The organism is Algibacter lectus (assembly GCF_900112395.1).
GTDB lineage: Bacteria > Bacteroidota > Bacteroidia > Flavobacteriales > Flavobacteriaceae > Algibacter > Algibacter lectus.
In genome coordinates this window covers 208,424-222,428 of sequence record NZ_FOLN01000006.1, presented here as the reverse complement: position 1 = coordinate 222,428, position 14,005 = coordinate 208,424, and the positions used below count along the sequence as shown (strand labels likewise).

General features: G+C 33.8%; 9 protein-coding genes and 1 riboswitch. Of the genes, 4 read left to right on the top strand and 5 right to left on the bottom strand.

Annotated features, from left to right (window positions below; all coding sequences use genetic code 11):
• Positions 1–37: 37 nt before the first annotated feature.
• Genes BM246_RS12325 through BM246_RS12315 form a run of 3 tightly spaced genes read right to left on the bottom strand, consistent with a single transcriptional unit; the run spans position 38 to position 2,176 of the window.
• Positions 38–394, bottom strand: coding sequence for a carboxymuconolactone decarboxylase family protein (locus BM246_RS12325; protein ID WP_074938235.1), 357 nt, complete (start codon positions 392–394; stop codon positions 38–40).
• The gene (tatC, locus tag BM246_RS12320) at positions 378–1,211 is read right to left on the bottom strand and encodes a twin-arginine translocase subunit TatC (RefSeq protein WP_042503198.1); all 834 of its coding nucleotides are present in this window, start codon (positions 1,209–1,211) and stop codon (positions 378–380) included. Before tatC ends, BM246_RS12325 begins: the two co-directional genes overlap by 17 nt.
• Positions 1,211–2,176, bottom strand: a complete 966-nt coding sequence (locus BM246_RS12315) for a KpsF/GutQ family sugar-phosphate isomerase (RefSeq protein WP_174564433.1) — start codon at positions 2,174–2,176, stop codon at positions 1,211–1,213. Before BM246_RS12315 ends, tatC begins: the two co-directional genes overlap by 1 nt.
• Before the next feature lie 206 nt (positions 2,177–2,382).
• Here BM246_RS12315 and BM246_RS12310 point away from each other — a divergent pair, with 206 nt between their 5' ends.
• Positions 2,383–4,587: an ATP-dependent DNA helicase RecQ gene (locus BM246_RS12310; RefSeq protein ID WP_074938233.1), complete on the top strand. Its 2,205-nt coding sequence runs from the start codon at positions 2,383–2,385 to the stop codon at positions 4,585–4,587.
• A 174-nt stretch (positions 4,588–4,761) separates the two neighbouring features.
• On the opposite strand, the gene BM246_RS12305 is transcribed toward BM246_RS12310, so the two are convergent.
• Positions 4,762–5,298, bottom strand: coding sequence for a hypothetical protein (locus tag BM246_RS12305; protein WP_074938231.1), 537 nt, complete (start codon positions 5,296–5,298; stop codon positions 4,762–4,764).
• A 48-nt stretch (positions 5,299–5,346) separates the two neighbouring features.
• Positions 5,347–7,191, bottom strand: coding sequence for a helix-turn-helix domain-containing protein (locus BM246_RS12300; RefSeq protein WP_074938229.1), 1,845 nt, complete (start codon positions 7,189–7,191; stop codon positions 5,347–5,349).
• Positions 7,192–7,468: 277 nt separating this feature from the next.
• Positions 7,469–7,593: riboswitch (SAM riboswitch) on the top strand.
• Positions 7,594–7,723: 130 nt separating this feature from the next.
• Here BM246_RS12300 and BM246_RS12295 point away from each other — a divergent pair.
• The 3 genes from BM246_RS12295 to BM246_RS12285 all read left to right on the top strand — a co-directional run bounded on the left by BM246_RS12295 (position 7,724) and on the right by BM246_RS12285 (position 13,925).
• Entirely contained in the window at positions 7,724–8,998 is a 1,275-nt protein-coding gene (locus BM246_RS12295; protein WP_074938433.1) for an O-acetylhomoserine aminocarboxypropyltransferase/cysteine synthase family protein, read from the top strand.
• 123 nt (positions 8,999–9,121) lie between these two features.
• On the top strand, positions 9,122–12,520 hold the full coding sequence (thrA, locus tag BM246_RS12290; RefSeq protein WP_074938227.1) for a bifunctional aspartate kinase/homoserine dehydrogenase I: 3,399 nt from the start codon (positions 9,122–9,124) through the stop codon (positions 12,518–12,520).
• 232 nt (positions 12,521–12,752) lie between these two features.
• Positions 12,753–13,925, top strand: a complete 1,173-nt coding sequence (locus tag BM246_RS12285) for a trans-sulfuration enzyme family protein (RefSeq protein WP_074938225.1) — start codon at positions 12,753–12,755, stop codon at positions 13,923–13,925.
• The last annotated feature ends 80 nt before the right edge of the window (positions 13,926–14,005 follow it).

Here is a 14,005-nt window from a genome sequence, read left to right as displayed (position 1 = left end):
TATACACTTCTTTAACAGTTGTTGGTTTTTTATGTTTTTATTGGGTTTTGCTATCTTCTTCCAAGGCATCCCAAAACTCATAAGCACGACGTAAATGTGGAATTACAATAGTTCCGCCTACTAGGGTTGCAATACCTAAAGCTTCTACAACTTCTTCTTTTTTTAGTCCAATTTTATAACTGGTTTCTAAGTGGTATTTTACACAATCGTCGCAGCGTAAAACAGTAGAAGCTACCAAACCAAGTAACTCTTTAGTTTTTACATCTAGAGCTCCTTCCGCGAAAGCGTTAGTGTCTAAATTAAAAATACGTTTTATAATTTTATTGTTATCACCTAAAATTTTATCGTTCATTTTAGAACGGTAATCGTTGAATTCTTTAACTGACTCTGACATTTTTTTTCTCTTTTCGTTTTTGATTTCTAATCACTATTTTAGAAATAGTGATACTTACTTGGTACAAAATTATAATAGGAATTGCCACAATAACCTGACTGGCAATATCTGGAGGCGTAATAATTGCAGATAAAATTAATACAATTACCATAGCGTATTTTCGATAAGTTTTTAAGAACTCTGGCGTAACCAAACCTATTTTTGTTAGAAAATAAATAATGATTGGTAACTCGAAAATTAATCCCGAAGCTAATGCTGAAGCACGAACTAAGGCAATATAAGAGCTAATATCTATTTGGTTATCTACCATAGACGATATGCTATAGTTTGCCAAGAAATTAATAGATAGCGGTGTGATGATATAGTAACCAAAAAGGACACCTATAAAGAATAGGAGTGAGCAAATAATAATAAAACCACGCGAATGCTTACGTTCTTCTTTATGTAAACCCGGACTAATAAAACTCCATAATTGGTAAATTACGTAAGGAAATGAGATAATGAAACCGCCCAAAATAGCTGTCCAAATATCGGCAGAAAATTGCCCTGCCATGGTTCGGTTTTGTAAAATTAACGGAATTTTGTCGGCACAAAACGTGGTGGTAACATCAAGAAATTGAGCCGCTTTACATAGGAAATCGTACGTTGGGAAATCCATATGTAGTGGCGCAAAAATAATTTCGTCGAAAATAAAACGACTAAAAATATATGCTAACGTGGCCACAATCATTACAGCCGAGCAAATTCTAATTAGGTGCCAGCGTAAATCTTCGAGATGGTCTAAAAAAGACATCTCATTAATATCCTTTTTTGCCATTATATAATACCTTCTTTTATTAAATCGTGTAAGTGTACAACACCTGCATATTTACCTTCATGCTCAACTAAAAGTTGCGAAATATCGTTGGCTTCCATGATTTCTAAAGCCTCAATAGCCATTGCGTTTGCTTGAATACGTTTAGGGTTGGCACCCATAATATCTTTAGCGGTAAGGTTAGAAAAATCGTCTACTTTGGTAAGCATTCTACGTAAATCACCATCGGTAATTATGCCTATAATTTCGTTGTTATCTACAACAGCAGTAACACCTAGCATTTTAGCCGTAATTTCAACAATAACTTCTTTAATACTCGCGTCACCATTAACTGCAGGTTTTTCGTTGGTAGAAGAGATATCTTCAACCCTTAAATATAGTTTTTTACCTAATGCGCCACCAGGATGGTATTTAGCAAAATCTGTACTCGAAAAACCACGTAAATTTAACAAACAAACGGCAAGAGCATCACCAATTACTAGTTGTGCCGTTGTGCTTGTTGTTGGTGCTAAATTGTTTGGGCAAGCCTCTTTTTCTACGTAAGCATTTAAAACATAATCAGCATGTTGCGCTAAAAATGAATTTGTATTTCCGGTAATAGCAATCATTTTATTGTTTGCGCGTTTTATCAACGGAATTATAACTTTTATTTCTGGCGTGTTACCACTTTTCGATAAACAGATTACCACATCATCGTTTAAAATTAAACCCAAATCACCATGTATGGCATCGGCTGCATGCATAAAAATGGCAGGCGTTCCGGTAGAGTTTAAAGTGGCTACTATTTTATTACCAATAATGGCGCTTTTGCCAATACCTGTAATAATAACGCGACCTTTGGAGTTATATATAAGATTTACAGCAGCTGCAAAATCTTCTGTTACTAAGCTAGATAAGTTTAAAATGGCTTTACTTTCCATTTCAATTGTTTGCTTAGCAGTTTCAATAATAGAATTTTCTGTACTCAAAATTTATTATTTTTTATAGTTGAAGCATTAAAGATTTTATTATCTTTAAACTTGATAACCAAATTAATTTTATTTTAACTTGTTTTTTTCGTTGCAAAACTAACGAAAAAAAGATTGAGACTCTCTAAATACGCAATGAAATTGAAAGCAATTAATAGGCTTTTGTGTGTTTACAATTTGCAAGTAAGAAATAATTTATACAATTCATGTTGACAGTTAAAAAAGAAATACACAGTGCCTTAAAAAAATATTTTGGATTCAATCAATTCAAAGGACTGCAAGAAGATGTAGTAACAAGTATTATTTCGGGCAATCACACATTCGTGATCATGCCTACAGGTGGTGGTAAATCGCTATGTTACCAACTACCTGCGTTAATGCAAGAAGGTACAGCAATTGTGGTATCGCCACTAATTGCTTTAATGAAAAATCAAGTTGATGCTATTCGAGGGATTTCGAATGAAGAAGGCGTTGCGCATGTATTAAATTCATCTCTAAACAAAACCGAAGTTAAGCGGGTAAAGGAAGATATTGTAAATGGGGTAACCAAATTACTTTATGTGGCTCCGGAGTCGTTAACAAAAGAGGAAAATGTTGAGTTTTTACGTACTGTAAAAATATCATTCATGGCCGTCGATGAGGCGCACTGTATTAGTGAATGGGGACACGATTTTAGACCAGAATATAGAAATTTAAGACATATTATCGGACGTATAGGCGATAATATTCCAATTATTGGTTTAACCGCAACGGCAACACCTAAAGTACAAGAAGATATTATTAAAAACTTAGGTATTTCGGGAGCTACAACTTTTAAGGCTTCTTTTAATAGACCCAATTTATATTACGAAGTACGCTCAAAAACTAAAAATGTAGATGCCGATATTATTCGCTTTGTAAAGCAAAACGATGGTAAATCGGGTATTATCTATTGTTTAAGTCGTAAGCGGGTAGAAGAGTTGGCGCAAGTTTTACAAGTAAACGGTATAAACGCACTACCTTACCATGCCGGTTTAGATGCAAAAACAAGATCGAGCCACCAAGATAAATTCTTAATGGAAGATTGCGATGTTATTGTAGCAACCATAGCCTTTGGTATGGGAATCGATAAACCCGATGTACGCTTTGTAATCCATCACGATATTCCAAAAAGTATAGAAAGTTATTACCAAGAAACCGGTCGTGCAGGTCGCGATGGCGGTGAGGGGCATTGCTTAGCTTATTATGCGTATAAAGACATAGAGAAATTAGAAAAATTCATGTCTGGTAAGCCTGTGGCCGAGCAAGAAATTGGGCACGCCTTACTACAAGAAGTTGTTGCTTTCGCAGAAACTTCTATTTCGCGACGTAAATTTATTCTTCATTATTTTGGTGAGGAATTTGATACCGAAACTGGAGAAGGTGGCGATATGGACGACAACGTTAGGCATCCTAAAAAGAAAGTGGAAGCCAAAGACGAAGTTAAAATTCTACTGGAAACCATTTCTAAAACAAATGAAAAGTACAAATCTAAAGATTTGGTAAACGTTATTATAGGTAAAGAAAACGCACTCATAAATTCTCATAAAACCAACGAGCAAGACTTTTTTGGAAAAGGAAAAGTTAGAGATAATAAATACTGGATGGCACTTTTGCGCCAAGTATTAGTATCCGGGTTTCTTAAAAAAGATATTGAAACCTATGGTGTTATAAAATTAAAAGACGCCGGTCGTGATTTTATAGCAAATCCAGAATCTTTCATGATGACGGAAGATCATATTTTTGATGGTGCACAAGAAGATGGCTCTGTAGTTACAGCAGCAAAAGGAGCAAATGCCGTTGCCGATGCTACTTTAATGCGTATGCTAAAAGATTTACGTAAAAAGAATGCTAAAAAATTAGGCGTACCACCATTTGTGGTTTTTCAAGATCCATCTTTAGAAGATATGGCGCTTAAATACCCTGTAACCATTGTTGAACTTGGTAATGTACACGGTGTAGGAGACGGAAAAGCTAAGAAGTACGGTAAAGATTTCGTGGCACTTATAGCGCAATATGTAGAAGATAATGATATTACGCGTCCTGACGATTTAGTTGTAAAATCTACCGGAAGCAACTCAGCAAACAAGCTATACATTATTCAAAACGTAGACCGTAAACTTCCTCTAGACGATATTGCATCGTCGAAAGGAATGTCTATGAGCGATTTTATAAAAGAAATGGAAGCCATTGTGTATTCTGGTACTAAATTAAATATTACGTACTGGGTAGACGATATTCTCGATGAAGATCAACAAGAAGAAATTCACGATTATTTCATGGAGTCTAGCACTGATAGTATCTCTGATGCTATTGAAGAATTTGATGGTGATTACGACGATGAAGAACTTCGATTATACCGTATAAAATTTATTAGCGAAGTAGCCAACTAAAATATGGGCGTTACCCGAAAAAGGTCGGGCTTTCACTACTCAATCTGTTTGTTTTTTTTAAGGAAAAACAAACAGGATTTCAAACATGCCGTTCAATCCCTAACGCGAGCTATTGCTTGGTTTAAGGGGGTTCGTTTATGGTTAGTTTTTTAAGTAGGGTAGTAATCGCGTTTTTTAGATTTGAAATTTTTTATTATACCACTTTTTATATTTTCTATTCTTTATCTGTTTTGGATTAGGGAAGCTTGTAAACGCTTTGCAAGAACCCAAATTTGGGTTAGTTTCTCCATAGATATTGTAAGGAATAATTGTGTATATAGGTGCAGCCTTTTTCTTTTGTTCGTTATATGCCCATGTATAATTCATAGTTATTACTAGCGCTTCTTTCGATTTGTATCGGTGAGCATAATTAATGTCGGGTCCTTCTTTTATATATGGAATTTCAGCTAAAACATCAACATCTGCTCTTACGCTATAGTATTCCGAATTCCAGTCGCAACTAATAATTTCTGTAGATTTTACTTTCATTAAGTAGATTTTTGTAGCGTATTCACCTTCATAGTCACAACAATCGCAATAATCCAAAATATATGGATCTGTATTTAAAAATTCACAGACTTGTTCAGCTTGTTGCAAGGTTAAATTATCCCAGGCATCAGCCCATGAAAATATTGGAAATAAAAGTAAAAGTGTAATTATAGTGTTTTTCATTTTATGCTATTGGGCAAAGGATTTATTGTTGTTAGCTATTAGTTTTTCTTATTTACTTAAGGCTTTAAGTATTCTTTCCTCGTTTATAACAATATCTCTAAATAATACATGAGGAAATTCGGTGTATTTAGACGATTTAAATGCATCATAAATATTAGATAGGGTAGAAGATGTTATAAGGGATAAATTCATTTCAGTATCCATTTCGCAATCTGTTACAAAATCATCACTAAATTCCGGTGCCACAAGCAATATTTTTACAATTCTTAAATTGTTTTTTAGAGCTAAGTTTTGGTAAGATTTTAATTGCCTTGAAACAGAGCTAAACTTATTATAACCTCTTTCCTTACTTGTTTTACATTCTACAATAATAATTTCTTGATTACCTAAGTTTAAAAGAATATCCATCATATCCTTCTTTGTGTTTAGTTGACTTTTTAATACATCATCTACGTTAAAACCTATTCCTTTTAAAATGATACCTGTAAGTTCTTCAAATTTTAAACCGAGTTCGCTTTCTTTTATAATAATACCATTTTCTTTAAGTAAGTTTAAATTTCTATATCCTACGTTTTCATAGTTTTCGAGATATAGGTTTTCTACATCCTTGTAGTGTTCAAGGATATTTAAAATATCATCTCCTCTTTGCTTTATAGAATTGTCTTTAATAAACTTAGTTCTATCCTCCTTAGTTATTAAGTCTAATATATCTCTAGGTTTAATATTATAATCAAGTAGGAAATCTGCCTTTAAAACAAATTCATCTTGAAGTTCAAATTGAACTCTTATCTGTTTGTTTAAGTCGGGAAGAGAGAGGTTTAATTCGGTTAAGAGCTTATCAAATCCATCAAGGGAGATGCCTACTTTTTCATCTCGTTCAATATTTTCAAAATATTCAATTAGACTACTAATTTTATCATCTAGCGTACTTCCTTTTAAGTTACTAATATTAAGTCCTTTTTCACAAAGTTCATTTAACGTTTTCTTTTTGTCTGTTAGTGTACTTCCTGGCTTATATATATCCGATAGTAATAAATCAGTAAACGAAACGCCTTCTTTTATTATTTCCTCTATTTTCTGTGAATATGATAGTTTTCTATCGATATTATGGTCTTTTGAAATCTGATTAATTATTGGTTCTCGTAAAAGCTTTAAAGTTCTTCGATAGAATTTTTCGGCTATTTCTTTTTCGCGAATTTTGCGTAAAAGTCGAACCATTTCATCTGCAATATAAATTGTGTTTTCTTTGTTTGAATAAAATATTACACCGATGTTTTTAAGGCTTTTTATAACGTCTTGAATGTCTAGCTTTATGACGGGTAATATAGAATAATTTATGAGCTTAATTTCTTCTTGAGAAAGACCAAGTTGTTTTGAAAGTGTAAGCATTATTGATAGTTCATCCGAAGATATTTTTGCTTCACGATTATTATCTTGGTCGTTATAATATGCTGTGTGCAAGCAAGATTTATATATTTTGTAATCTCTTTTTCGAGATTCACTTAAATCTGATTTATCGTTTTCAAAATTGGCGTTTAATGTTTTTATTTTATTTTTTATCTGCTTTATTTCAATTTCGTATAACCTTGAAAACCAATCTTGTTTCATTATACAGTTACCGTCACGAATTATAATATCAATTAAAATATCAAGTTGCGAAGTGATTTCTTGAAATTCACATTTTACGTTTTGTTGAAATTCGTTAGAAGTTAAGGCGAAAACTTTAGAGATATTTTGATTGTCAACAGATTTTAATCCTTTGTTAGATGAGCTTAAAATCGTGTTTATTTCTTTAATGTTTTTGGGGTTTTTCGAAATGATATTATCAATAGCTTTTATAAATGAGTTTTTTTCTAGGGAGCCAAGTTTATCTAATATCTTTTCTAATTTCATAATCTATCTTAATTTGTTGGGTTTGTTGCTTGAATGAGGTTTGAGCAGTTGATTATCAGACCTAAAAACGAAGTTATTCTTTTTTACGAAATACCAAGTAAGTTTTAATGTAAAAATCCCACAAATCTCATAATATTCAATATTTCAAAGAAGCTAGGCCTTAAAACAACAAAACATTGCGATATTGGTAAATCTTTAAAAATTTCTGTTAAAAATTTGGATATTAGCGTTTATTAATTGAATATTTGCATTCACAAAGTTCAATAAACTTACTGAAATGTTATCAAGAAAGGTGGAGGGATAGACCCGCTGAAGCCTTAGCAACCCTTTACACTTAGTAATGAAGGTGCTAAATTCTACTTAAATTACCAATTCATTTATTGGTGTTTGGATAGATAACTAACAAGAATTGCTTTCTGCAATTTTAATTTTTCTTATAACATTTTTCTATTAAGTACACTTTTTTAAAGTGAATTTGACTTTTTATTTAATAGCAAAAAGCGGCAACCAATTAACTAAAAAAATAAGAAAAATGAGCGATCACAAATTATCAACAAACGCATTACACGCCGGACACGACGTTAAAGCAAACGGAGGAACGCAAGCCGTGCCAATTTACCAAACATCATCGTATGTTTTTAACGATTCAGATCATGCGGCAAACCTTTTTTCATTAAAAGAACTAGGTTTTATTTATACACGTTTAAACAACCCAACCAATCAAATTTTACAAGATCGTTTAGCGGCTGTAGAAGGTGGTGTTGGTGCTGTTGTTTTCGCATCGGGAACTGCGGCTATTTCTACAGGGTTATTAACGCTTTTAAAAGCTGGCGACCATATTGTAGCGTCTAGTAGTTTATATGGTGGTACTTACAATTTGTTGAGTGTAACTTTACCTCGTTTTGGTATTACAACTACGTTTGTAGATGCTTCTAACCCAGAGAATTTTAAAGCAGCAGTGCAAGATAATACAAGAGCATTTTTTGTAGAATCTTTAGGGAACCCGAAATTAGATGTTTTAGATTTAGAAGCTATTTCAGTACAGTCTAAAGCGGCAGGAGTTCCTTTTATTGTAGATAATACAGTGGCTACGCCGGTATTATTAAATCCGCTAAAACACGGTGCAGATATCGTGATCCATTCTTTAACAAAATATATTGGAGGACAAGGAACATCTTTAGGTGGTGCTATTGTAGACGGTGGAACGTTTAATTGGGCTAACGGAAAATTCCCTGAATTTACGGAGCCTTCTGCAGGTTACCACGGATTAAAATACTACGAAACTTTAGGTGCGGCTTCTTATGTTTTTAAATTAATATTAGAAGGTTTACGTGATTTTGGTGGTGCTTTAAGTCCATTTAACGCCTTCCAGATTATTCAAGGTTTAGAGACTTTACCAGTAAGAATAAAACAACACAGTGCAAATGCATTAGAGATTGCTAAATGGTTAGAGGCTCAAGAAGAGATTGCATGGGTAAACTATCCTGGTTTAGAAAGTAGTAAATACAAAACTTTAGCAGATAAATATTTACCTAAGGGACAAAGTGGTTTAGTGACTTTTGGACATAAAGGTGGTTTTGAAGCGGCTAAGAAAATTGCAGATAATACCAAGTTGTTTTCTTTACTTGCTAATATTGGAGATACAAAATCTTTAATTATTCACCCAGCGAGTACAACGCATCAACAATTAGATGAAACAGCGCAAGAAGCTGCAGGAGTGTCTAGCGATTTAGTGCGTTTATCTATTGGTCTTGAAGATATTGAAGATTTAAAAGCAGATTTAACAGCGGCTTTTGCAACGATATAATTAGTAAAATAATACAACATCCTGTAAGGTTTTGCGATCTTGCAGGAAACAAAATAAACCGACACGATTTTAAAAATGGTGTCGGTTAAATAAAAACTTAGTCGGTTTTAAAAACATAAAGAATTGAAGCACCCATTGCAACATATTACCATTAAAAATTATCGCACGGAAAGCGATGTGCTTAATGCTGAACTTAATTTAAGTTATCAAGTGTTTGGAAAACCACTGGGTAGCGCACCTATTGTTTTAATAAATCATGCCTTAACCGGAAATAGTGATGTTGCTGGCGAAAATGGCTGGTGGTTAGATTTAGTTGGCGATGATAAAGTAATCGACACAAAACTATACAGCGTTTTAGCATTCAATATCCCTGGAAATAGTTATGACGGCTTTGTTGTTGAAAATTACAAGGATTTTATTGCACGCGATGTCGCAAAAATATTTTTACTAGGTTTAAAAGAATTAAAAACAGGAAAACTGTTTGCAGCCGTTGGAGGTTCTTTAGGTGGCGGAATTGCTTGGGAAATGGCGGTTTTACAACCCGATTTTACCGAAAATTTGGTGGTTATCGCAACCGATTGGAAATCTACAGATTGGCTTATAGCAAACTGCCAGATTCAAGAACAGTTTTTAATAAATTCAAAAAATCCGGTGCACGATGCGCGAATGCACGCCATGCTGTGTTACCGAACTCCAGAATCTTTTAAAGAACGTTTTCATCGTTCTAAAAATGTAGATTTAGAGATTTTTAATGTAGAAAGTTGGTTGTTGCATCACGGTAAGAAGTTGCAAGAACGTTTTCAGCTTTCAGCTTATAAGTTAATGAATCAGTTGCTTAGAACGATTGATGTTACCAAAAATAGACCAGAAGACTTTAATGTCTTAGAAAATATAGAAGCGAATATCCATATTGTAGGTGTCGATTCCGATTTGTTTTTCACAGCAGAAGAGAATAGAGAAACGCACAAACAATTAGCATTAACGAACCCGAATGTTACGTACAACGAAATTCACTCGGTACACGGTCACGATGCGTTTTTAATGGAATATGAGCAGTTAGAAAAAATTATAGAAGGCATTTTTGTGCCAGATTCAAAAAAGAAAAGAATGAAAGTATTAAAGTTTGGAGGCAAATCTTTAGGCAATGGCGAAGGATTGAATAATGTAATTACCATTATTGAAAATAAAGTTAATAATGGCGATAAAATCTCGATTGTAGTATCGGCACGTGGTAATGCTACCGACGAACTAGAATTTGTTTTAAATCTTGCGGCAAAAGGCGAAGAGTATAAGTCGCAATTAGAAGCTTTTAAAAGTTATCAAAAAGAACCTTTAAAAACTATTGATTTTACTGAAGAGTTTACACTGCTTGATAAATTATTTGAAGGTGTTAGTCTGCTTGGTGATTACAGCGGAAAGATTAAGGATACTATTTTAGCACAAGGCGAATTGTTGGCTATTAAAATGGTTTCAGAATTACTTAACCAGAAGCAAATAAAAGCCAATGCGGTAGATTCTAGAATGCTAATAAAAACAGATGAGAACTTCGGAAATGCAATTCCTATTGCTAAATTATCTAAAGATAATGTCACTGCTTTTTTCAAAGCACATAAAGATGCTGTAAATGTAATTACAGGTTTTATTGCGTCTAACTTAAAAGATGAAACCACGACTTTAGGTAGAAATGGAAGTAATTATACCGCAGCCTTAATTGCAAATTATTTAGATGCTGAAGAGTTACAAAATTATACACACGTAAACGGTATATATACAGCAAACCCAGATTTGGTTGCCGATGCTCAAAAAATTAGAGAATTATCGTTTAGTGAAGCAAATGAGTTGGCGAACTTTGGAACTACTATTTTACATGCAAAAACTATAATTCCTTTAGTTGAAAAAAACATCAACTTACGTATTTTAAATACCTTTAATCCAGAGGATGAAGGAACTTTAATTACAGCAAAACCAAGTGCTAAAGAAGTGACATCGCTTTCTGTTTTAGATAACGTGGCGCTTTTAAATCTTGAAGGTCGTGGTTTGTTAGGAAAAAGTGGAGTAGATGCTCGAATTTTTAGAGCGTTAAGTATTCATGATATTAGTGTTAGTATTATTTCGCAAGGCTCGTCAGAGCGTGGTATTGGTTTAATTATTAATGCAAGCGAAGCCACACAAGCGGTTATTGCTTTAGAGCGTGAGTTTGAAAATGATTTCTATTCTCAGGATGTAAATAAAATTGATGTTGTGGATGATGTGTCTGTAATCTCAATTATTGGTATCGAGTTAAGTTCGTTCCACAAACCATTTAATGCGCTTATAAAAAACCAAATTACGCCGTTGTTATTTAACAATACCGTTACCGGAAGAAATATAAGTTTAGTGCTTAAAAAATCGCAATTACATAAAGCTATGAACGTGATTCATGGTGAGATTTTTGGGATTTCTAAAAAGATAAACATTGCCATTTTCGGACACGGAGGTGTTGGAGGCGCATTGATTAATCAGATTTTGAAATCTAGAAGCGATATTGAAAAACGTAAAGCCATTAACTTAAATGTATTTGCTATTGCGAATTCTAAAAAGCAACTTTTAAGTAAAAATGGTGTTGATGCTAATTGGGAAGATGCTATTAAAACGGTAGACACAGCAAGTTCTATTGAAGATATTATTGCTTTTGCAAAAGAAAACCATTTAGAAAATTTAATTGCTGTGGATAATACGGCAAGTCCTAATTTTTATGAAAACTACATCCCTTTAATAGAGGCTGGTTTCGATTTGGTATCTTCTAATAAAATAGCAAACACCATTTCGCACGAGTTTTATAAAGATTTACGTGTTCAGTTAAAAGAGAATAAGAAACAATATTTATATGAAACTACGGTTGGCGCAGGTTTACCGTTAATTGATACTATTAAACTGTTACACGAATCGGGAGAGAATATTACTAGAATCCGTGGAGTATTCTCTGGAACGTTAAGTTATTTATTCAATAATTTTTCTGTTGAAAATAAACCGTTTAGTGAAATTATTCAGGAAACTATCGACAAAGGCTTTACAGAACCTGATCCGAGAGAAGATTTCTCTGGAAATGATGTGGCTAGAAAGTTATTAATTTTAGCTAGAGAATTAGATTTGTATAATGAGTTTGAAGATGTTGAGGTACAGAATTTAATACCGGAAGCGTATCAAAATATATCGGTGGAATCGTTTTTAGAACAGTTGGATGTTTTAAATGAACAATACCAAGCTATAAAAGATAAGCAGGAACCCGGGCATGTATTGCGTTATATTGGTGATTTATCGGGAGATTTATCTCAAGATAAAGGCGTTTTGGAAGTGAAACTCGTATCTATACCAAATGATAGTACGTTAGGACAAATAAAAGGTTCGGATGCTATTTTTGAAATATTTACTGAGAGTTATGGTGAGCAACCTATCGTGATTCAAGGTGCAGGAGCTGGAGCAGAGGTTACAGCGCGTGGTGTATTTGGTGATATTTTACGATTGTCTAAGCATATTAATTAGGTTTGTTTTTTCATTTCCGCGAAGGCGGAAATCTAAAATCTGGCACACAAAAAAAAGCTTTGGTTTAAAACAAACCATAGTAGATAAGTGCATTAGGGATTGATGCGGCATCCTTTTTTGTTTTTCTCAAAAAAGATATAGCGGAAAGCCCGACCCGATAGGGGAATGCCCAAATAAAAATATTAAAAATAAATCTTTGAGGGTTTTACCTTTATTGAATAGTGAAAATAAAATGAGCGAGAATAAAAAAAATTTTGAAACAGAAGCGATACGCACACAGAGTGAAAACACACAATTTTCGGAGCATTCGGTACCTTTGTACTTAACGTCCGGATTTGTGTTTGAAGATTCTGAGGAGATGCGCGCGTCTTTTGCCGAAGAGAAACAACGTGATTTATATAGTAGATATAGCAATCCTAATGTAAACGAATTTGTAGATAAGGTTTGTAAAATGGAAGGTGCAGAGGCTGGTTTTGCTTTTGCAAGTGGTATGGCTGCTGTGTTTTCTACATTTGCAACGTTGTTGGATGCGGGAGACCATGTGGTGTCTTGTAGTTCTGTTTTTGGCGCTACGCATGGTTTGTTTACTAAGTATTTTCCGAAATGGAATATTGAATGTTCGTATTTCAATATTAATGAAGTTGAAACTATAGAAAGTTTAATACAACCAAACACGAAATTTATTTATGCTGAAACGCCTACAAACCCAGGTGTTGATGTGTTGGATTTGGAGTTTTTAAGTGCTATTTGTAAAAAGCATAATTTATTGCTTGTTATTGATAACTGCTTTGCAACGCCGTATTTACAGCAACCTATAAAATTTGGTGCAGATTTGGTAATTCATTCTGCTACTAAATTAATGGATGGCCAAGGGCGTGTGCTAGGTGGCGTAACGGTTGGTAAGAAAGAATTGATTAGAGAAATTTACTTATTTTCGAGATTAACGGGGCCGTCTATGAGTCCGTTTAATGCTTGGGTATTGTCTAAATCTTTAGAAACTCTAGCGATTAGAGTTGAAAGACATTGTGAAAATGCCTTAAAATTGGCTACATTTTTAGAGGCACATCCTAAGGTGACATGGGTAAAATATCCGTTTTTAAAATCGCATCCTAAACATGAGATTGCTAAAAGGCAAATGAAAATGGGAGGAAGCATTGTGGCTTTTGAAGTTGAAGGCGGTATAGCAGGCGGAAAGGCGTTTTTTGATAGTATAAAAATGTGTTCGCTATCGGCCAATTTAGGAGATACCAGAACTATTGTAACCCACCCAGCAAGTACTACACATGCCAAAGTTGAAGCATCGGTAAAAGCAGCTGCTGGTATTACAGATGGTATGGTGCGTTGTTCTTTAGGGTTGGAACATATTGATGATATTATTGCCGATATAGAGCAAGCACTTGCTTAAATTTTACATTTAGTTTACTGAATAGCCATTGTTTTTTAGTTTCTCATGATTTAACATGCTATTTTTATAAAAATTATTTA